Origin of the sequence: Ensifer soli (assembly GCF_041928815.1) — a bacterium.
Classification (GTDB): Bacteria; Pseudomonadota; Alphaproteobacteria; order Rhizobiales; family Rhizobiaceae; genus JBHFEI01.
The window spans coordinates 55143-75358 of sequence record NZ_JBHFEI010000006.1 but is presented as its reverse complement, the minus strand read 5'-3'; the positions used below and the strand labels follow the sequence as shown (position 1 = coordinate 75358).

Sequence of the window (20216 nt, the reverse complement as noted above, 5' to 3'; positions counted from 1 at the left end):
TGCGTGGCATGGGGGCCGTCAATCGCGCTGAGGCCCGTCTTTCCGATATCGCTCACTGACCCGGTTTTCCGGGTCAGATCTGCGGCCCGGGCGTCGATTTCAGCATCTGCACCCCGTTGATCTTGTAGCTGCCGTCGCCCTGGCGGACGAGGAAATAGAGCGCCGTCCAGTCGGTGCCGTCCGGCGCGGAGATCAGCACCTCCTGCACCACCTGGATCCCTTCGGCCTTCGCGCGGCCAAAGGCGAAGTTGCCGGGCCTGTAGACCGGCGTGTAGCCGCGCTTCACCATGTCGAAGAACGCCGCCTCGGTCGGGAAGCGGCTGCGGATCTGCGGCGAGGCAAAGGAATAGGCGGTCGTGGCGTCGTCGGCGAGGAAGGCCTCGATCTGCCGCTGGATCACGCCACGGGCAGCATTGACGGGTTCCTCGGCGAATGCCGGGATCGAGAAGGCGAGGGAGAGCAGGGCGAGGCTGGCGACGGTCTTCGCATATCGGTTCATGGCGCGGTCTCCGGGGCGACAAGCCTTGAGAATAGCGCGGCGAATCACGGAGGAAAGAGCCGATTCTGCCGAGAATCGGCTCTTTTTGCGCGGCGCTTTCCGCGCTCGACACCCATGCGGAACGCGCATGGCCGGATCCTCCCTTTTCGAAAGGTCCGGAATTGCCGCGTCGTCACGCAAGCGTCATCGCGATCCCGCCAGCGACGCCGAGGAGCACGACGACAAACGGTGGGGTCGCCCATGCGGTGAGCAGCACGAAACCGGTCGCAGCCAGGGCGAAATCCGCCGTGCTGCCGACCGCGCTCGTGAACACCGGATCGTAGAGGGCGGCGGCAAGGATGCCGACGACGGCGGCGTTCGCCCCGCGCATCGCGGCCGGGGTGGCGCGGCCGTCCCGCAGGCGGTTCCAGAAGGGCAGCGCGCCGGCAACGAGCAGGAGACCCGGAAGGAAGATCGCCACAAGGGCAATGGCCGCGCCGGCGATGCCGTTCGGCGCGCTTCCGGAGACCGCGCCGAGATAGGCGGCGAAGGTGAAAAGCGGACCGGGGACGGCCTGCGCCGCGCCGTAGCCGGAAACGAAGGCTTCGGCCGTCACCCGGCCGCTTCCGACCATCGCCTCGTCAAGAAGCGGCAGCACGACATGGCCGCCGCCGAAGACGAGCGCGCCGGCACGGTAGAAGGCATCGAAAAGCGAAAGCGCGGGCGCGCCCGTCACCGCGGTCAACACCGGCATCACCAGGAGAAGAACCAGGAAGAGCGCGAGGCAGGCCGCACCCGCCCGCCTCGGCAGGGGAAAGGTGGGGCCGACGGCTCGCGGCAGATGGGCCTGGTCGCGGCAGAGGACGAGGCCGGCTGCCGCGCCCGCGAGGATCGCCCCCAATTGCCCGATCGCGCCGCTTATGAAGATGGCGGCGAGGAGGGCGCCGAGCGCGATGCCGGCGCGCTGCCGGTCCGGGGCGAGGCTGCGCGCCATCCCGAAGACCGCCTGGGCGACGACGGCGACGGCGACGAGCTTCAGCCCGTGGACAGCGCCCGTCAGAAGCGGGCCGCCGGCAAGGCGGGTGGCGGCGGCGAAAAGGACCAGCAGCATCGCGGAGGGCAGGGTGAAGGCCGACCAGGCCGCCAGCGCACCCGGAAGGCCGGCCCGAAGCAGGCCGAGGGCGAAGCCGACCTGGCTGGAGGCAGGCCCGGGAAGAAACTGGCAGAGCGCGACGAGATCGGCATAGCCCGCGTCGTCGATCCATCGACGCCGCGTCACCAGTTCGTCGCGAAAATAGCCGAGATGGGCGATCGGCCCGCCGAAGGAGGTGAGGCCGAGTTTGAGAAACGCGCGAAAAACCTCGCCCGTCGTCCCCTCTGGCCGGATGGTCTGAACAGGCGGGGAGGACATCGGTGCGGGCCTCTTTTCCGGTTTTGATCGCGGGACTTAGAGCATTTCCGGTGATCACGGGATCACCTTCAATGCTCCAAGTCGTTCTTTTTGCGGCATTCTCCGGCGCCGAAGCGATCACGCTTCGGCTGGAAATGCTCTAGAATCCGGGCCACCTGCGGCACGGGACGGGTGCACGGGTCACACATCCAGATGGCCGTCAAAGACCATGCGCTGCCGGCGTAGAGAGCTTTGATCACATTGCCATGACATCGACGCGAAACCATCGGCGCCCTGCTACGACATTGCCGGCTGTCGCCGCCCGCACTGCTCTCCAGCGCAGTGCCCCTTGATGATGCCCATCACAGCGACACAGCGCGTTGCAGACTTTCCCGAACGTATCCGGGCGCCCTTCGGCGCCCGGCATGATCGTTACGAGGTTGTTTCAAAATTGCCGCTCAGGAGCAGCCGCTCGTGCTTCCGCAGGTGTCGCACTTCTCGCAGGTGCCGTTGCGGACCATCGTGAAGTTCTGGCATTCGGAGCACATGTTGCCGGTGTAACCCTGAGCAATCGAGCGCATGCGGCGCTCGTTCTCCACCTTCTTGGCATCCGCCTTGGCGGCGGCCGCGTCGGCCTGCGCCTTGTCGCTGAAGAGGGCGGTGACCGAAGGGCTTTCCTCGCTTGCCGCTTCGGCGTCCTCGGCGATCTCCTCGGTGAGTTCCTTTGCCCGCTCCTCGTAGTCGCGCTTGAAGGAGACGACCTCGGACGTGGAGATCGCCACCGCCGGTTCCAGCTTGCGCGCCGCGTTGCCGGCAAAGGCCGTGACGTTCGAGCCGCCGGACGCCTTGGCAGGCGCAGCGGTCGCGGCCCCCTTGGCCTCCGAGGCCGGCAGCGGGCCGCCGGCGACCAGCGTCGGCTTGTGGCCACGCGTCCAGCCCGTCGAGATGAGGTTGGTCTTGCCTTCCTGGATGCCCTTGCCGAGCGCCGTATTGCCGAAATCGGAGGTGTCGACATGGGCGAGATCGTTGCGGCCGAGATAGGAGACGGCGAGTTCCCGGAACACATAGTCGAGGATCGAGGTGGCGTTCTTGATCGCGTCGTTGCCCTGCACCATCCCGGCCGGCTCGAACTTGGTGAAGGTGAAGGCCTCGACATATTCCTCGAGCGGCACGCCATATTGCAGGCCGAGCGAGATGGCGATGGCGAAATTGTTCATCATCGCCCGGAAGGCGGCGCCTTCCTTGTGCATGTCGATGAAGATCTCGCCGAGGCGGCCATCGCCGAACTCGCCGGTGCGCAGGTAGACCTTATGGCCGCCGACGATCGCCTTTTGGGTATAGCCCTGGCGGCGGTTCGGCAGCTTTTCCCGATCGCGCACGACCCGCTCGATCACCCGCTCGATGATCTTCTCGGTGACGGTGACGGCTTGCGCGGCGGCCGGAGCCTGAATCAGTTCCTCCAGCGCATCCTCGTCCTCGTCGTCCTCGATCAGCGAGGCGTTCAGCGGCTGCGACAGTTTCGAGCCGTCGCGATAGAGCGCATTCGCCTTGAGGCCGAGCTTCCACGACAGCATGTAGGCGTTCTTGCAATCCTCGACGGTCGCCTCGTTCGGCATGTTGATCGTCTTGGAGATCGCGCCCGAGATGAAGGGCTGGGCGGCGGCCATCATGCGGATGTGGCTTTCGACCGAAAGATAGCGCTTGCCGATCTTGCCGCACGGGTTGGCGCAGTCGAAGACCGGCAGATGCTCGTTCTTCAGGAACGGCGCGCCCTCCAGCGTCATCGCGCCGCAGACATGGATGTTCGCCGCCTCGATGTCCTTCTTCGAGAAGCCGATATGGGCGAGCAGGTTGAAGCCGATGTCCGCGAGCTGCTCGTCGGTGACCTTCAGCGTTCCCTTGAGGAAGTCGGCGCCGAGCGTCCACTGGTTGAAGACGAACTTGATATCGAAGGCGGCCTTGGCGGCGGCGTTGATCGCGGCGACCTTCTCGTCGGAGAAGCCCTTTGCCCTGAGTGAGCCCGGATTGATGCCGGGCGCCTGGTTGATGTTGCCGTGGCCGACGGCATAGGCCTCGATCTCGGCGATCTGGCTCTCCGAATAGCCGAGCGTCCGCAAGGCCTCCGGCACGGCGCGGTTGATGATCTTGAAATAGCCGCCGCCGGCGAGCTTCTTGAACTTCACCAGCGCGAAATCGGGCTCGATGCCGGTCGTGTCGCAATCCATGACGAGGCCGATCGTGCCGGTCGGCGCGATGACGGAGACCTGCGCATTGCGGTAGCCGTGCCATTCGCCGAGCGAGACCGCCTTGTCCCAGGCCTCCTTGGCATGGGCGATCAGGGCCTGGTCCGGGCAGTCGCCATGGATCAGCGCGACCGGGTTGACCGACAGGCCTTCATAGCCCGACGTCTCCCCGAACGCGGCGCGGCGATGGTTGCGCATGACGCGCAGCATGCTTTCCCGGTTCGGCTTGAAGCCGGGGAAGGGGCCGAGCTTCTGGGCGATCTCGGCCGAGGTCGCATAGGCCACACCGGTCATGATCGCGGTCAGCGCGCCGGCGATGGCGCGGCCTTCCTTCGAATCGTAAGGGATACCCGACGACATCAGCAGGCCGCCGATATTGGCATAGCCGAGGCCAAGGGTGCGATACTCGTAGGAGAGTTCGGCGATCTCGCGCGACGGGAACTGTGCCATCATCACCGAGATCTCGAGCACCAGCGTCCAGAGCCGGACGGCATGCTCGTAATCGGCGATGTCGATGTTCTTCGTCGCCGGATCCTTGAACTGCAGCAGGTTCAGCGAGGCGAGGTTGCAGGCCGTGTCGTCGAGGAACATGTATTCCGAGCACGGGTTGGAGGCTCGGATCGGACCGGCGGCCGGCGAGGTGTGCCAGTCGTTCATCGTCGTGTTGAAATGCACCCCCGGATCGGCCGAGGCCCAGGCGGCATAGGAAATCTGCTCCCAGAGGTCGCGGGCCTTCAGCGTCTTGACGGTGCGGCCGTCCTTGCGGGCGGTCAGGTTCCAGTCCGCGTCGCTTTCGACCGCGCGCAGAAAATCGTCCTTGATCGAGACGGAGTTGTTGGAGTTCTGGCCGGAGACCGTCAGGTAGGCTTCCGAATCCCAGTCGGTGTCATAGGTCTTGAAGTCGAGGTCGGTATAGCCCTGCTTGGCGAACTGGATGACGCGCTTGACGTAGTTTTCCGGCACCATCGCTTTTTTCGCAGCGCGGATCTCGCGCTTCAGCGCCGGGTTTTCCGCCGGATCATAGCATTTGTCGCCGTCGGCCGCGCAGTTGACGCAGGCCTTCATGATCGCCTTCAGGTGCTGGGAAACGATCTTCGAGCCGGTGACGAGGCTTGCCACCTTCTGCTCTTCCTTCACCTTCCAGCCGATATAGGCCTCGATGTCGGGATGGTCCATGTCGACGACGACCATCTTCGCCGCGCGGCGTGTCGTGCCGCCGGACTTGATCGCGCCGGCGGCCCGGTCGCCGATCTTCAGGAAGCTCATCAGGCCGGACGAACGGCCGCCGCCCGAAAGCTTCTCGCCTTCGCCGCGCACATGGGAAAAGTTGGAGCCGGTGCCAGAGCCGTATTTGAACAGGCGCGCCTCGCGCACCCAGAGGTCCATGATGCCGCCCTCGTTGACGAGATCGTCCTGGACCGACTGGATGAAGCAGGCATGCGGCTGCGGATGCTCATAGGCCGACTTCGACTTCACCAGCTTGCCCGTGAAGGGATCGACATAAAAATGTCCCTGGCCGGGACCGTCGATGCCATAGGCCCAGTGCAGGCCAGTGTTGAACCATTGCGGGCTGTTCGGCGCGACGCGCTGGGTGGCGAGCATATAGGCGATCTCGTCGCGGAAGGCGGCCGCGTCCTCTTCCGAGGCGAAATACTTGCCCTTCCAGCCCCAGTAGGTCCAGGTGCCGGCAAGCCGGTCGAAGACTTGGCGGGCATCGGTCTCCGAACCGGTGCGCTCGTTCTCGGGAAGCTCTTTCAGCGCCTTCTCGTCCGGCACCGAGCGCCAGAGGAAGGCGGGAACGTCGTTCTCCTCGACACGCTTCAGACGCGCCGGAACGCCGGCCTTGCGGAAATACTTCTGCGCCAGGATATCGGCCGCGACCTGGCTGAACTGGGCCGGGACGTCGATGTTTTCCAGACGGAAGACGATCGAGCCGTCCGGATTGCGGATCTCGCTGGTCGCCTTGCGGAATTCGATCTCCGCATAGGCCGGCTGTCCCGCCTTGGTGAAACGACGTTCGATATGCATCGGCTCAGTCCTTCGTCTTCGTGGTCAAGCGCGCAGGAGAGCGCGGCACATGTCGCTTCCGGGCAACCGGGAGGAATGGCTGCCTGACGCGCGGGGGATCGGGCCATCATGACCCTTTATCTTGTGTTAATGTCGGCAGAGATCACTATATATAGTGTCATTGCCGATGGAACGCGAGAGTGAAGATTTCGTTCCCATCATTTTTCAACATCTTTGCGAAGGGACGCCGCTTCACGACAACCGCGCTCTGCCCGCAAGACGGCGCGCTGCCGGGGCCGCACGCCTCGTTCTCTCACGGTTACGGCGTCATTAACGCGCCGTCGCCCGAGTCGGTCAAGCCATGGTTTCCGCCTCCGACTTCTCCTACCAGATATTGTGGTCTGGCCTGTGGAAAACGGGGAAGACACGACGCAAGCAGATTCAATCGGTTGGCCGCGGGAGCCCGTGAAAACGCTGTCGAGGGAGGGAAAACTTTACACGTTCTTGTGGATGAAAACTCCAGGATGGAGCGTCACCGATCGCCCGTTGATCGAAGCAAGATCGGGCCAGACGCCGGATCCGAGGTGTCCTCGTCCTTTTGCAGAGGAGGCGCCTTGCGTCTTTCGTGTTGGACGAGCAACAAAGGAAGCGGCTGAGCCGGCTCCTGCCCCACCGGGGCGGCGATCCCCGCCGTATGGCTTTTTGACGATCGCCTGCTTTTCGAGGCCATGATGTGGAAGCTGCGTGTCGGGGCCCACTGGCGCGATCGTCCGGATGAATTCGGTCTCTGGAACTCGGTGTTCCGCCCTCGAGCGAAAAAGAGCCTGTTCGAGCGGATTCTCCATGGCCTGTCGGGCGATCAAGACCTCGAATTGCGCGCTTGTCGACGGCACGATCATCGGTGTCCGCCTGCATGGAAACAGTCCAGAAGGGGGAGTCCTGTCAGGCCATCGGCCGTTCACGCGGTGGTCTGACGACGAAGATGAAACGCGTGTTCCGCACATGAAAGAACGGACGACGGATTGCGACGAACTACGACCATCTCACCAAAAAATGCCCGGAGGTGCTTGCTTCCGTTCCGGCAATCATCGCCTGGATTAGAAATGACGCTCCGCGCCAGTTGCTCACGTCGACGGCACCAGCAGGAAATCGTCTGTACGGGAACGACAGATCCGGCGACGCCACAGAGGCTTGAGGAAACACCAGCCTCCGTGCGCCAAACTCCGGCCGCCCGGCATGTCGGGAGTGCGATCCACGCAACCGATGGAGAGTTACGATCCTGGGTGCCTACAAACGTAGGTGGGCGCCATATGTCCAGGCCCACGGGCCTGGTCAGGGACAGCTCCCGTTGGATCGAGTATGGCCCCAGGGATTGTGGTTCCTGTCGGGAAGCGCAGACCGCGAGAATAATATAGGAGGAAAGCGCCGGGCCCGCCAGAGGATGGCACGGCCTGACGCGCAATATTCTCGCCCGGACCGGAAAAGGCGACAGGACCGGCCAACGCGACAGGACCGGTCCCGGCGTTCACCTGCCGGTCAGGCCGGCTGGTGCAGGCGGGCGGTGAAGAGCGGCCCGCGGCTCGCGCGGCCGAACGTCTTGGCGGCGGCGAGCACGGCGAGGTCGACCAGCGGCTCCAGCAGGATCACGCTCATATAGGCAAGGCCGAACGAGCCGATGGAGGCGAGATTGTCGGCGGCGAGGCCGTGGCCATAGAGCGCCCAGAACGCCACCCAGGCGACGATTCCGCCCTGATAGGCCGTCGACAGCGCCAGCGCCTGGCGATAGCCGATGTCGACATAGGCCGTTCCCGCCGGGATGATCCGCTTCGCCAGGAGGCTGATGCCCCAGAGCGGCACGAGGAGCGTGGTGACGTTCATGCCGTATTGCGGCAGGTCGAAGGGCGCGAAGAACAGGCCCTGCAGCAGCAGGCCGGCGGCAAGACCGATCGCCGCCGCCCCGGCGCCGAACATCAGGAGAAGCGTCGAGCCGAGGATGAGATGCACCTCGGAAACGCCGACGGGATGGTGCGGGAACACCTCGAAGAAGCAGAAGACGAGCGCGCTCGCAACAGCGCTGCGCAGGAGAAGCGCGCCTGTGCCGCCATTGTCGCGCACGCCGTCATAGGCCATCTTGGCGGTCAGCCCCAAGGCGGCCGCGGCCGTGGCATAGCTCAGGACGATTTTGGCGCCGTCGACGACGCCCGGTTCGATATGCATGATTTCAACTCCCAAGTCCGCGCCCACCGCGCGGTCGGATCCAGAAAAGGCGTTGCCGCCGGTGCGCGATGGCAGGTCTCCTGGCTCGCGGTTCGTCACTCGGTCCGCCTTCCCGGCTTTATTGCCAGTGGCCATTGGACGTCGTTCACCGCTCACAGTTGCGGGGGCAGCCATGGTCTTGGCCCCGTTGAGGGTCGTCCGCACCATGTTCCCTTTTCATCCGGACTCGGCTTCTGGAGCCCGGAACCATCGGGACGAGCCTAGCGCGCCCGGCGCGCCTCGGCAATATCACCCGGCGACATCCCTCGACCGATGCCTCCGGCGACGAGACACGCCCTTCGGCGAACGGCGGGGGCACTGGTCGCCGCATGAAAACCATTGTACACCGGCGCTCATCCCCGTGTCGTCGATGCCTTGCCGGAGCCGGTCGCATGTCTCTTCCCGAAAAAGCCTTCCCCGTGTCCTGGGACCAGTTCCACCGCGATGCCCGCGCGCTTGCCTGGCGGCTGGCCGACAACGGCCAGGAATGGAAGGCGATGGTCTGCATCACCCGCGGCGGCTTGGTGCCGGCGGCCATCATCTGCCGCGAGCTCAACATCCGGCTGATCGAGACGGTCTGTATCGCCTCCTACCACGACTATGTCTCGCAAGGCGACCTCTTCGTGCTGAAGGGCATTTCCGAGGACCTCACCCGGGACGGCGGCGTCGGCGTGCTGATCATCGACGACCTGACCGACACGGGCAAGACCGCCGCCAAGGTGCGCGAACTCCTGCCGAAGGCCCATTTCGCCGCGGTCTACGCAAAGCCGAAGGGCCGGCCGCTCGTCGATACCTTCGTGACGGAGGTCAGCCAGGACACCTGGATCTATTTCCCCTGGGACATGGGCTTCACCTATCAGGAACCGATCGCCAAGGGCACGCGCGGCTGACACGAAAGGACGGGGCCGACACGCAATCGGGGTGGGATGGATGCCGGGACATCTGCTCAAGGGTCTTCTGCTTCCCCTGATGCTGGCCGGCACGAGCGCGCTTCCCGCCTGCGCCAACGACGCGCATGTCGCTCCGGTCGGCGCCTATATCGAGACGCATGTGCGTCCCTGGATCGAGGATCCGCTGATCGTCTCGACGCTGAAGACGCTCAACCTGCGCAATTCCTACCTGACCTTTCCGGACATCGATGAACTCGATGCGCGCTGGCGGCTGGAATTCACCGGCCGGCCGAAGCCGCTGATCGATTCCATCCGCAACAATCCGCTCTCGCAGTTTCTCGCAGAGCGGCAGGCGGACGCGAACGGCTTCATCACCGAGATCATTGTCATGGATGCGCGCGGGCTGAATGCCGGCGTCAGCGAGCCGACTTCCGACTACTGGCAGGGCGACGAGCCGAAATGGCAGAAGACCTATCTCGTCGGCGCCGGCGCGGTGTTCATCGACGAGCCGCAGCGCGACGATTCGACCAATGCCAATCAGGTCCAGGCGAGCCTGACCATCACCGATCCCGAAACCGGCCAGCCGATCGGCGCCATCACCGTCGGCATCAATCTCGAAGCCTTCTGAGCGACGGGGTGTAAAGTCCGCTATCGTTCCGGTCCGCACCCCGAGACGATGAACCCGATGCACGGGAAGCCTGTGGCACGCGAGACGATGCCGCCGACGCAAAAGAATTCACTGGCACCGGAGGAATGCCAAGGCGGTTGGCACCCTTACCCGAATGACAGCAAGGTCAACGTCCGCCCTGCCTTCTCGCATCAGTCACAGCCACTGTTGGACGGGTTGAAGATGACCAGTACCGGGGAGTGAAGCGCCTTGAAGGAGACATTCGCGGCTAAGGCGGACCGTGATCTCGATGAAGCCGTCAAGGAACTGGGCGTCCAATTCTATTTTCCCCGGATGAAGGCGGAAAGGCGCTTCACCGAAACGACATTGTCGACGACTTTGCGCTGCTTGGCATGTCCGCCTGCGCCGATTGCGGCGTGCCGCTGCCCTCGCCGTGGAGCACGGGACGCAGAAGGCGTTTTGCTCATCATCCTTGCCGGACCAAAACCCGCAACCGCTATCGTAAATCGATCCCGCGAGACCGTCCGGAGCACGATATCGGCGACCTTGTCTGACGGTTGCAGCCGACGCAGATCTTGTTCGCCGTGACGCGCGCCGTGTTTGCCGCCGCAAGGCCGCGGCCATCGAGAAGCAGATCGAGACGCTGCTGTCGCGAATCCTCGACGCGTCCAACCCGACCGTCATCCGCAGCTACGAGGCCAAAATCTCGGAATTGGAGCGCAGCAAGATCGTGCTTGCCGAAAAGCTTGGCCATCAGGCCGAGCCGAAAGGGAAATTCGAGGACCAGCTAGAACCGGCCCTGACCTTCCTCGCAAACCCTTGGAAACTCTGGAAAACCGGCAATATCGCACTACGCAGCAAGGTGCTCAGACTGGCCTTCGCAGACCGCATCGAATACTGCCGGAAACAGAGTCCTAGAACACCGAAAATCGCCATGCCATTCAAGGCGTTAACGGGTCAAACAGACCTTAAAAATGGAAATGGTGCGGACGACGGGACTCGAACCCGTACTCTCTCAGAGAGGCAGATTTTCGTACCACTTCGGCTTTCGCCGCCGCCGTTCGGCGTTCGTGGTCTGGACTGTCCCTTCGCCATGGCCAAAAGAGGCTTTAGGCGCCGCCCGTCCAGTCTCTACACCTTCCCCTTCAAGGGGCTTGGCTCGGGATCGGCCTTGGGTCTCCCCTTTAGCGTTCCCCGACTTTGAGCGGTTCTGCACCGCGGATTTCCCCGCGGGCACTCCAATTCAGTCAAAGTCTGCTGCGTCTACCGATTTCGCCACGTCCGCATCGCCGGCACGAGTCGTCCGGCGAAGCGTTGTTAGCCTACCGGCGCGGCGAAGGGAAGGCTGTCCATGCGGCGCAAGGCTTTGACAGCACGCGGCGCCATGATAGAGGAAAGGCATGGCTTCATTCTTTGCGAAACTTTTCGGCTTCGGAGGCGGTGACGGCGCGCAAGCAGCCGCGTCCGGCAAAACGGAACCCTATAACGACGTGGTGATCCGCGCCACGCCGATGCGCGAGGGCGGGCAGTATCGCCTCGCCGGGAGCATCGAGAAGGATGTCGGCGGCACGGTCCGCGCCCGCCACTACATCCGCGCCGACGTGTTCCAGTCCGAGACGGAAGCGACCGACGCGGCACTGCGCAAGGGCCGGCAGATCGTCGACCAGAGTGGTCCTGCGCTCTTTGCCGACGATGTCGCGACGCGGCAGGTCTGAGAGACGGAAGGCTGGCCGCCCGGCCTCGTTCGAATCAGCCCTGCGCTCAGGCAAACGGTCCACGACGGGCGTGGACCGCGACGCGGCTCACAACCGCCGTGCCAGCTCGAACCATTCCTGATCGGTGAGCGGCACGATCTCGGCATCCCGCGTCGAGACGGGCGAAAAGCCGAATCGCTGGTAAAGCTGCAGCGCGCGCGGATGGTCGAGCGTGTTGGTCGTGACCGTCATTTTCGACGGCGACAGCGACCAGCCGGCCAGCAGCGCCTGCAGCAGGAACCACTTGCCGAGGCCATGGCCCAGCGCATGGGCCATCAGGCCGAAATGGCTGAGCTCCACCACCCCGTCGTCCTCCTGGCGAAGCTCGAAGAAGCCCGCCGGCGCGCCGTTGACGTAAAGCACCGTAACGTCGTTCCTCTTGTCGAGGAGCAGCGCCGCCAGCGCATCATCGTCGAGCCGCAACCGTTCCGTCCAGTGCCAGCGGCGGCCGACCTGCATGTAGAGGAAGCGGTAGTAGGCGGGTGTGATCTCGGGCACGCGCAGCACTGCGGTCTGGATGTTGACCGGCCGGGGCAGGGTCTGCTTCGGCGGCGCCGTCATCTCCAGCGCGGTGACGCGAACGGCGATCGGGGTCTCGCTCATGCGATTGGTCACGGCCCGGCTCATGCCGTTCCCGTCGCGACGGGCGTGTCGCTGCGGCCACCCCATTCCGACCAGGAACCGTCATAGAGCCCGTTTTCCGTATGGCCGAGCGATTGCAGCGCCAGCGTGATCACGGCAGCGGTGACGCCCGAACCGCAGGAGGTGACAATGGGCTTTTCGAGATCGATGCCGGCCTCGGCGAACACCGCGCGCAGCTGTGCCGCGTCCTTGAAACGGCCCTTCTCCGAGAAGGCGGCGTAGGGCAGGTTGCGCGCGCCGGGCATGTGGCCGGAGCGAACGCCCGCGCGTGGTTCGGCCTCTGCGCCGGTGAAGCGGCCGGGACCGCGCGCATCGGCGATCTGGCGCGTTCCGCCGTCGACGATGGCGCGCATCGCCTCGAAACGGACAACGGCGCCGTGGTCGAAGGAGGCCTCGAACACGGCCGGACCAGGCGCCGGAACCGCATCCGTCACCGGACGTCCCTCGGCGCGCCAGCCGTCGAAGCCGCCGTCGAGGACATAGACCTGGCGTGCACCCATGGTGCGGAACAGCCACCAGGCGCGGGGTGCCGAGAAATAGCCCGGGCCGTCATAGACGACGATCGGAACGTCGGCGCTGAGGCCGAGGCGCCCGGCTTCCGCGGCGAAAAGCGCGGCGGGCGGGATCGTGTGGGGCAGGGCGCTGTCCGGATCCACGACCCTGTCCTGGTCGAAGAAGACGGCGCCGGGGATGTGGGCGGCGGCGAATTCCGCCCGGGCGTCCCGCCCTTGGGCCGGCAGATACCAGGACGCGTCGACGATGCGCAGGGCGCCGTCGCCGAGGCGCTTATCGAGCCAGTCGGCCGAGACGATGAAACGGCTGTCGGTGTCCGTAGAGGTCAAGTGGCTCTCCTAAAGGAAGGGTAGGGGGACGATCGTGAAAACAGAGGGTTGCGGCCCGATGTCGAGACGCCGGATCCGTCAGTCGCCGTCCGGCGCTCCGAAGCGGATGCGGAAGCGCCGGTTCTCCTTGCCCTTCTTCTCGATCTTCGCGATATGGATCGCGCCGACTTCCTGCGTCTCCGAGACGTGGGTCCCGCCGCAGGGCTGGCTGTCGATGGCGGAATTCTCGCCGATGCAGACGAGGCTGACGCGTCCGAGGCCGAGCGGGGGACGGACGTTCTTCGACTTAACGATGTCGGGATGGGCGACCAGATCCGCGTCGCTGATCCAGGTGAGGAAGACGGGATGATTGGCGTGGACGAGCTCCATCAGCGCCGCCGTCACCGCCTGCCGGTCGATCGTCTCGCCCATGTCGAAATCGACGCGGCTCTCCTCCTCGCCGACCGCCGCGCCCGTGATCGGGTAGGGACAGACGACGGAGAGGAGGTGGCAGGCCGTGTGCATCCGCATCAGGCGGTAGCGGCGCGGCCAATCGACATGGATCACAAGCCGTTCGCCGAGGAGAAGCGGCGGCGCGCCGGGCTCCGGCACATGCAGGATGACGTCCTTGCTGTCGCCGTGCCGCGTGGTCGCGATCGCGATGCGGCTGCCGTCGGCCCGTTCGAAAAAGCCGCTGTCGCCGGGCTGGCCGCCCGAGGTCGCATAGAAGCAGGTCTGGTCGAGTTCGATCGTGCCGTCGTCGTGGAGGGCCGTGACACCGGCCTCCGCGGTGGACAGGTAGAAGTCGTCGCGGAAGAGGGCGGCAGTCGGGCCTTTGGTCATGGCATGCTTATCCAGCGGATTCGTAGGGCGGCACGATCCTGCTCTTCGCCGTCAGCCATGCCGGAACGGGAAGTCCCTTCGAGGCGAGGAAGTCGGGGTTGAACAGTTTCGACTGGTAGCGATTACCATAGTCGCAGAGGATCGTCACGATCGTATGTCCGGGACCGAGATCGCGTGCCAGGCGGATGGCGCCCGCCACGTTGATGCCGGAGGAGCCGCCGACGCAGAGGCCTTCGTCGGCGACGAGACCGAAGACGATCGGCAGCGCCTCGCTGTCGGGGACATTGTAGGCGAAGTCCGGGGTAAACCCCTCGAGATTGGCGGTGACGCGACCCTGGCCGATGCCTTCGGTGATCGAATTGCCCGACGAGGCGAATTCGCCCGTCGTGTAGTAGCTGTAGAGCGCCGCGCCGTCCGGATCGGCGATGGCGATCTTCACGTCCGGGTTTTTCGCGCGCAGCCCGGCGGCGACGCCCGCGAGCGTTCCCCCCGAGCCGACGGCGCAGACGAAGCCGTCGACCTTGCCTCCGGTGTCGCGCCAGATCTCCGGCGCGGTGGTCTCGACATGGGCCTCGCGGTTGGCGGTGTTGTCGAACTGGTTCGCCCAGATCGCGCCGTTCGGCTCGGTCTTAGCCAGTTCGGCGGCAAGGCGGCCGGAGAGCTTCACATAGTTGTTCGGGTTGCGGTAGGGAACCGCCGGCACTTCCACAAGCTCGGCGCCGAGCAGCTTCAGGGCGTCCTTCTTTTCCTGGCTCTGCGTTTCCGGAATGACGATGACGGTGCGGTAGCCGAGCGCGCTCGCGACCAGCGCCAGCCCGATGCCGGTATTGCCCGCCGTGCCCTCGACGATGACGCCGCCGGGCTTCAGGAGGCCCTCCCGCTCGGCTGCCCGGATCATGAACAGCGCGGCGCGATCCTTGACCGACTGGCCGGGGTTCAGGAATTCCGCCTTGCCGAGGATGGTGCAGCCGGTCGCCTCCGACGCACGCTTGAGGCGGATGAGCGGCGTGTTGCCGATCGCGTCGATGACGGAAGAATGGACGGACATGGCGGGCACCTTATGCGAAGGACAAGACACGAGCGGAGCATCGCAGCGTCGGCGGGCGCCTTCGATCGCGACACCCGTGCGTTTTGTGCCCTGATCGTCGCAAACACAAGCGATTTGGTTTCGCCCGCCGCCGCCGCCCGGCAAAAAATATCCGTCTTGCGGAAAAAGCCGGAGATCCGGGAAAGAAATTGATCCGCCCTCGCGGACGTGGCGTATAGTCATCGTGACCCCGAAGAAGTAGTGCACGTTTGGCTGAGGACTAGAGGATTGCGGGACAACCTGAACACCGTCGACGCTTTGATGGCGTATTATGCCGCAGGCCTCCTGCCGGAGCCCGCCCGCGTGCTGGTGGAGGCGCATCTCCAGATCCGCGCCGCCCATCATCCCCTGGTGGAGCGGCTCGAGACCTTCGCCGGCGCGTTGCTCGAGGACACGCCTCCGGCCGCACTTCATGCGCGGGATGCGAAACTCGACGCGATCTTCAAAGCATCCGCGGTGGCTGATCCCGTGATTCGCCTTCCTGCCGCCGCTTCCGTGGCAACGGGCGTGCTGCCGGACGCAATCCGTTCCTTCATTGGCATGGACCTCGACACCGTTCCGTGGAAGACCAAGATCCCGGGCTTCAAGGAATTCGAGGTCGGCACCTTGGATGGCTGCGAGGTCAACCTCATCTGGATCCGGGCCGGGCGCGCCGTGCCGAAGCATACTCATGGGGGGTGCGAACTGACGCTCGTCCTTGATGGTGCCTTCAACGACGGCATCGGCCGCTACGGTCGCGGCGACATTTCCGTCGCCGACGATGCGGTCGACCATCGGCCGGTGGCGGAGGACGAACGACCCTGCATCGCCTTCGCCGTGGTCGATGCGCCGTTGCGCCTGACGGGCTCGCTGCGCCAGCTCTTCGGCGACCTGATCGGATGACATGCCGATGACACGCTTCACGGCCCGCCCGGAGCACGGCGTCGCATGGGTGACCGGGGCAAGTTCCGGAATCGGCCGCGCGCTGGCTTTGCGGCTTGCGGCCGAGGGCTTCACGGTCGTGGTCACGGCCCGCGGCCACGACCGTCTCGTCTCCCTTCAGCAGGAGGCGACCGGGCCAGGGCGCATCATCGTTCTCGACGGCGACGTGACCGACGCGCGCGACATGGAACGGGTGATCTCGGCGATCGAATACGAGCACGGTTCTCTGGCGCTCGCCGTGCTCAATGCCGGTGTCTACCTTCCCGTCGACGGAGAGGCGCTTGATCGGACCGCGTTCGAGACGACGTTTTCGGTGAATCTCGGCGGGGTGGTCAATTGCCTTGTACCGGCGGTGGCGCATATGAAAGCCCGCGGGAAGGGGCAGATCGCCATCGTGTCCTCGGTCACGGGCTATGGCGGCCTGCCGACGAGTGCCGCCTATGGCGCGACGAAGGCCGCCCTCATCAACATGGCCGAAAGCCTGAAGTTCGATTTCGACCGGATGGGCATCCGCCTGCAGGTGGTCAATCCGGGCTTCGTCGACACGCCCGCCACGGAGAAGAACAGCTTCGCCATGCCGGCGCTGGTCTCACCGGCCGATGCGGCCCGCCGCATCGTCGCGGGACTGGCCGCACCGGGCTTCGAGATCACCTTTCCCCGCCGCTTCACCTTCGTGCTGAAGCTGCTGCGGTTCCTGCCCTACGGGCTTTACTTCCCGCTCGTCGCCCGCGCCACCGGCTGGAACCGGCGGCCGGCGCGGGACGCCCGAAGCTAAAGCCTGTCTCGCAAAAATGTGCAGCGGTTTTGCGAAAAGACACGCGTAAAGACATAGATTTAAAGCGTAGGAGCGAATCTGAAGGATCGCGACACGCGTCAGGGCAAGCCTCTCCCTTCGCTTGGCACGCTCCGGATCCTGGACACCGTCAGGCCGAATGAAGCACGAGGACGGCGCCGAAGACCAGGGCGAGGCCGAACCATCCGATCGGCCTCAACTTCTGCCCGAACAGAAGGCGGGCGGAGAGGGCCGTGCCGAAGATTCCGGTCGCGCCGAGCACGGCATAGGCGATCGCCAGTTCCATGCCGCGCACGGCCGCCGAGAGACAGGCGAAGGCGGCCAGCACCAGCACGATCGAGGCGAGGCCCCAGCCCTTACGGGCGAAGCCGTCCGATTTGCTGGAGGCGAGATTGGCGGCGACATCGAGAACGCCTGCGACGACCGCCAGGACGAAATAGGCATCAGTTCCGGCCATCGCCCGCCTCCGCTTCCGCGCCATCGTCATGGATTTCGCCGGCATTGACGCAAAGGATGCCGGCCACGGCCATGGCAAGGCCGATCATTTCCCGCAGTGTCAGCACATGGCCGAAGACGAGCACGGAGACGAGCGTGATGAGCGCGATCCCCGACCCCTCCCAGATCGCATAGGCGACGCCGACAGACATCGTCTTCACCGCGCGGGCCAGGAAGACATAGGAGAGCGCGATCGCCGCATACATGACGAGATGGCCGGCATAGCCGCCGCTTTCCGTCGACAGTTTCATCGCCGTCAGCCCGGCGACCTCTGTCGCAACGGCGAGCGCGAGATAGGCCCAGGCATTCGGCATGCGGGATCGTCCTTGATGAGAGCGCACGCTCCCTCATAGGGATTTCGTTCTTCGCGGTAAAGATCAGCCGATGCGGGCGCGCAGCGCCGCCTGGACGCGCTCGTCGAGAGGAAAATTCCACATGAGCGCAATCGCCATCGCCTTCAGCGCGATCGGCACCCAGGCGTAGAGCAGGGCGAGCCAGAAAAGGGCCGTCGCGTCGTTTTGCGCCGAAGGAGCGGGATCGAAACCGGCTGCCGACAGCACGGGAAAGACGAGCCCCGCGGAAAGCGCCAGGGCGAGCTTCGTCGCAAGGCCCCAGGCGGCGAAATAGAAGCCGCTGCGCTGTTCGCCGGAGTCCGCCGTGTCCGCATCGATGACGTCGGCCTGTATCGAGGCGGGGAGCGCGAGGTCGAAGCCGAGACACACGCCGGTGACGGCGCAGATCGCGGCGAAGCCGCCAAGGCTGCCGGGTGCCAGCAGCGGCGAAAGCGCGAAGACGAGGCAGGCGCCGATCATCGCCAGCGCCCAGGCGCGGTGCTTGCCGAGACGGCGAGCGACGAAGACCGCGAGCGGCACGCCGGCGACGCCGCAGAGGAAATAGAGAAAGAGGAGGGGCCCACGCCAGTCCGGAAGGGCAAGCCGCGCGGAAACGAAATAGAGAAACATCGTCGCCGGGATGCCGTTGGCCAGCCCGTTCAGCAGGAACGCGGCGATCAGGCGCAGGAACGGCCGGTTGGCGGCGAGCGCGCGAAGCGCGGCGCCGAGCGGCAGCGGCGCCCGCGTGGCATTTGCGGGCTCGGGTACCCGCCAGAGCGCGACCAGGCCGAAAACCGGCAGCAGCACCGCGATAAGCAGGCCCAGCATCGCCAGTCCGGAGAAGCCGGGCTGCTCGAAACCGATGGCGAAGGGGAGGGCGATCGCGACCAGCGTGCCGAGCAGCGTCAGCGCCTCTCGCGTCGCCGTGACGCCGGTGCGACCATGGTAATCGGCAAGGAGTTCGGCGCCCCAGGCCGAATAGGGCACGGTCGCAAGCGTGAAGGCGAGCGACAGAACGAGCCCCCATCCGCCCAGATAGCCGAGCCCGGCATCGGCGGGCGGCCAGTAGAGCATCAGGGCGGAAAGGGCGCAGAGCGGAAGCGAGAGCGCGAAAAGGCTCCGACGCCGGCCGAAGGACGGTGCGATGCGGTCGGCGACATAGCCGGTGGCCGGATCCGTCAGCGCGTCGAACAGGCGGATCGCCAGCAGGACCCAGCCGACGGCCGCGATCGGGAGGCCGATCGTCTCGGTGTAATAGGTCGGAACAAGCGCGTAGAGGGGCAGCCCCAAGGCCGCGAGCGGCGCGGCCGGAAGGGCATAGGCAAGAAGCGGGATGCGGCCGGTGGCCTTCCCGGCCGCTCTCCCGTCATTCATAGACGACCTGGCGCACGTCGATGTTGCGAGCGCGGAAGCCCGCTTCGCAATAGAAGAAGTAAAACTCCCAAAGACGCTTGAAGCGGATGTCGAAGCCGAGCGGCTGGATCCGGTCCCACACCGCCCAGAAGCGCTCGCGCCATTCCGCCAGCGTGCGGGCATAGTCGAGACCGAAGCCGAAATCCCGCGTCAGCCGCAGCCCGGCGGCGCGGCCGTGATCGGCCAGATGGTCGCGGGTCGGCAGCATGCCGCCGGGAAAGACGTATTTCTGGATGAAATCCGGATTCGAGCGGTATTCGCGATAGGCCTCTGGCTTGATGGTGATCACCTGGAGGCCTGCGCGTCCGCCGGGCTTCAGGCATTCGCGCAGCTTGGAGAAATAGGTCGGCCAGTATTTCTCGCCGACCGCCTCGAACATCTCGATCGAGATGATCCGGTCGTAGGTCGCCCGTTCGTCGCGATAGTCCTGGAACTTGATCTCGACCCGGTCGCCGAGCCCCGCCTTCTTCATCCGCGCGGTGGCGAAATCGAACTGTTCTCGGCTGATCGTCAGCCCCGTAACCTTGCAGCCGATCTCGCCCGCGGCGAATTCGGCGAAGCCGCCCCAGCCGCAGCCAATCTCCAGCACATGGTCCTTCGGTCCGATCCCTGCGGCCTCGGCGAGCGCCCGATACTTCGCCGTCTGGGCGGAGGCGAGGTCGTTCGCGCCGTTCGCGTAGAGCGCCGACGAATAGGTCATGGTCTCGTCGAGCCACTCCCGGTAGAAGGCATTGCCGAGATCGTAATGGGCGGAGATGTTCCGCTTCGATCCCGTGCGGGTATTGGCGTTCATCCAGTGGCGGAATTTCTCGAGCAGCCTCAGGATGCCGCGCGCGCCGTTCGGGAATTTCTCGCCGATCTCCGTGTTGACAAGGAAGAGTTCGAGGAAGGCGCCGACATCGGGGCTGTCCCAGTCGCCGTCCATGTAGCTTTCGGCAACGGCGATGGTGCCGCCCGTCAGGGCGCGGTGGGGAAGGTTCCAGTTGTGCAGGCGCACGGCGGCGCAGGGGCCCGGCTGGCGCCCCTCGATCAGCAGCGTCCGGCCATCCGGCAGCGTCATCGCCAGCTTGCCGGCCTGCATGTGCACGAGGCCTTTCATGATGAGCTGCATCCGCGCCGGCAGTCCCGCAATCGCCCGGCCGATATTCTCGACCGAAAGCGGTTCGGCGTTGTTGAAATCGAAGTGACACGGATCCGCTGTACTCATCAGGCTCCACCCTCAA

The 20216-nt window shown here is 65.2% G+C and carries 19 protein-coding genes, 1 other RNA gene and 1 riboswitch; of the genes, 6 read left to right on the top strand and 14 right to left on the bottom strand.

All coding sequences use genetic code 11. The features are described from left to right. Window positions 1-73: 73 nt before the first annotated feature. The 6 genes from ACEVQ6_RS10735 to ACEVQ6_RS10710 form a co-directional block, all read right to left on the bottom strand. Window positions 74-499 carry a DUF4864 domain-containing protein gene (locus tag ACEVQ6_RS10735; RefSeq protein ID WP_374888974.1) on the bottom strand — a complete coding sequence of 142 codons (426 nt, stop codon included), beginning with the start codon at window positions 497-499 and terminating at the stop codon, window positions 74-76. Between the two features lie 172 nt (window positions 500-671). Continuing rightward, the gene (gene chrA, locus ACEVQ6_RS10730) at window positions 672-1889 is read right to left on the bottom strand and encodes a chromate efflux transporter (RefSeq protein WP_374888973.1); all 1218 of its coding nucleotides are present in this window, start codon (window positions 1887-1889) and stop codon (window positions 672-674) included. Window positions 1890-2326: 437 nt separating this feature from the next. Continuing rightward, window positions 2327-6139, bottom strand: coding sequence for a vitamin B12-dependent ribonucleotide reductase (locus ACEVQ6_RS10725; RefSeq protein WP_374888972.1), 3813 nt, complete (start codon window positions 6137-6139; stop codon window positions 2327-2329). Window positions 6140-6612: 473 nt separating this feature from the next. Then, entirely contained in the window at window positions 6613-7017 is a 405-nt protein-coding gene (locus tag ACEVQ6_RS10720; RefSeq protein ID WP_374888971.1) for a hypothetical protein, read from the bottom strand. Between the two features lie 346 nt (window positions 7018-7363). Further along, a non-coding RNA gene (gene ssrS / locus ACEVQ6_RS10715) (6S RNA) lies at window positions 7364-7521 on the bottom strand. Between the two features lie 133 nt (window positions 7522-7654). After that, window positions 7655-8335: an energy-coupling factor ABC transporter permease gene (locus ACEVQ6_RS10710; RefSeq protein WP_374888970.1), complete on the bottom strand. Its 681-nt coding sequence runs from the start codon at window positions 8333-8335 to the stop codon at window positions 7655-7657. 66 nt (window positions 8336-8401) lie between these two features. Then, window positions 8402-8587: riboswitch (cobalamin riboswitch) on the bottom strand. A gap of 179 nt (window positions 8588-8766) precedes the next feature. Between ACEVQ6_RS10710 and gpt the strand changes: the two genes are divergently transcribed. The 4 genes from gpt to ACEVQ6_RS10690 all read left to right on the top strand — a co-directional run bounded on the left by gpt (window position 8767) and on the right by ACEVQ6_RS10690 (window position 11607). Beyond that, window positions 8767-9264 carry a xanthine phosphoribosyltransferase gene (gpt, locus tag ACEVQ6_RS10705; protein WP_374888969.1) on the top strand — a complete coding sequence of 166 codons (498 nt, stop codon included), beginning with the start codon at window positions 8767-8769 and terminating at the stop codon, window positions 9262-9264. Window positions 9265-9304: 40 nt separating this feature from the next. Beyond that, window positions 9305-9892: a PDC sensor domain-containing protein gene (locus ACEVQ6_RS10700; protein WP_374888968.1), complete on the top strand. Its 588-nt coding sequence runs from the start codon at window positions 9305-9307 to the stop codon at window positions 9890-9892. A 712-nt stretch (window positions 9893-10604) separates the two neighbouring features. Further along, window positions 10605-11096: a hypothetical protein gene (locus tag ACEVQ6_RS10695; protein WP_374888967.1), complete on the top strand. Its 492-nt coding sequence runs from the start codon at window positions 10605-10607 to the stop codon at window positions 11094-11096. Window positions 11097-11292: 196 nt separating this feature from the next. Then, window positions 11293-11607, top strand: a complete 315-nt coding sequence (locus ACEVQ6_RS10690) for an HlyU family transcriptional regulator (protein ID WP_374888966.1) — start codon at window positions 11293-11295, stop codon at window positions 11605-11607. Between the two features lie 87 nt (window positions 11608-11694). On the opposite strand, the gene ACEVQ6_RS10685 is transcribed toward ACEVQ6_RS10690, so the two are convergent. From ACEVQ6_RS10685 to ACEVQ6_RS10670, 4 genes are all read right to left on the bottom strand, one after another. Beyond that, entirely contained in the window at window positions 11695-12249 is a 555-nt protein-coding gene (locus ACEVQ6_RS10685) for a GNAT family N-acetyltransferase (protein WP_374888965.1), read from the bottom strand. 20 nt (window positions 12250-12269) lie between these two features. Continuing rightward, entirely contained in the window at window positions 12270-13130 is an 861-nt protein-coding gene (gene sseA / locus ACEVQ6_RS10680) for a 3-mercaptopyruvate sulfurtransferase (protein WP_374888964.1), read from the bottom strand. A 78-nt stretch (window positions 13131-13208) separates the two neighbouring features. Next, window positions 13209-13952 carry an alanyl-tRNA editing protein gene (locus tag ACEVQ6_RS10675; protein WP_374888963.1) on the bottom strand — a complete coding sequence of 248 codons (744 nt, stop codon included), beginning with the start codon at window positions 13950-13952 and terminating at the stop codon, window positions 13209-13211. 7 nt (window positions 13953-13959) lie between these two features. After that, window positions 13960-15000, bottom strand: a complete 1041-nt coding sequence (locus ACEVQ6_RS10670; protein WP_374888962.1) for a cysteine synthase A — start codon at window positions 14998-15000, stop codon at window positions 13960-13962. A 300-nt stretch (window positions 15001-15300) separates the two neighbouring features. Between ACEVQ6_RS10670 and ACEVQ6_RS10665 the strand changes: the two genes are divergently transcribed. Together ACEVQ6_RS10665 and ACEVQ6_RS10660 are read left to right on the top strand one after the other, a co-directional pair. After that, window positions 15301-15921 carry a ChrR family anti-sigma-E factor gene (locus tag ACEVQ6_RS10665; RefSeq protein WP_374889193.1) on the top strand — a complete coding sequence of 207 codons (621 nt, stop codon included), beginning with the start codon at window positions 15301-15303 and terminating at the stop codon, window positions 15919-15921. Window positions 15922-15928: 7 nt separating this feature from the next. Next, window positions 15929-16735 carry an SDR family NAD(P)-dependent oxidoreductase gene (locus ACEVQ6_RS10660; protein WP_374888961.1) on the top strand — a complete coding sequence of 269 codons (807 nt, stop codon included), beginning with the start codon at window positions 15929-15931 and terminating at the stop codon, window positions 16733-16735. Window positions 16736-16883: 148 nt separating this feature from the next. On the opposite strand, the gene ACEVQ6_RS10655 is transcribed toward ACEVQ6_RS10660, so the two are convergent. The 4 genes from ACEVQ6_RS10655 to ACEVQ6_RS10640 all read right to left on the bottom strand — a co-directional run bounded on the left by ACEVQ6_RS10655 (window position 16884) and on the right by ACEVQ6_RS10640 (window position 20200). Further along, window positions 16884-17210, bottom strand: coding sequence for an SMR family transporter (locus ACEVQ6_RS10655; protein ID WP_374888960.1), 327 nt, complete (start codon window positions 17208-17210; stop codon window positions 16884-16886). Next, window positions 17197-17562, bottom strand: coding sequence for an SMR family transporter (locus ACEVQ6_RS10650; RefSeq protein ID WP_374888959.1), 366 nt, complete (start codon window positions 17560-17562; stop codon window positions 17197-17199). Before ACEVQ6_RS10650 ends, ACEVQ6_RS10655 begins: the two co-directional genes overlap by 14 nt. Before the next feature lie 63 nt (window positions 17563-17625). After that, window positions 17626-18954, bottom strand: coding sequence for an MFS transporter (locus tag ACEVQ6_RS10645; protein ID WP_374888958.1), 1329 nt, complete (start codon window positions 18952-18954; stop codon window positions 17626-17628). Beyond that, window positions 18947-20200, bottom strand: a complete 1254-nt coding sequence (locus ACEVQ6_RS10640; protein WP_374888957.1) for a class I SAM-dependent methyltransferase — start codon at window positions 20198-20200, stop codon at window positions 18947-18949. Before ACEVQ6_RS10640 ends, ACEVQ6_RS10645 begins: the two co-directional genes overlap by 8 nt. Window positions 20201-20216: the final 16 nt, after the last annotated feature.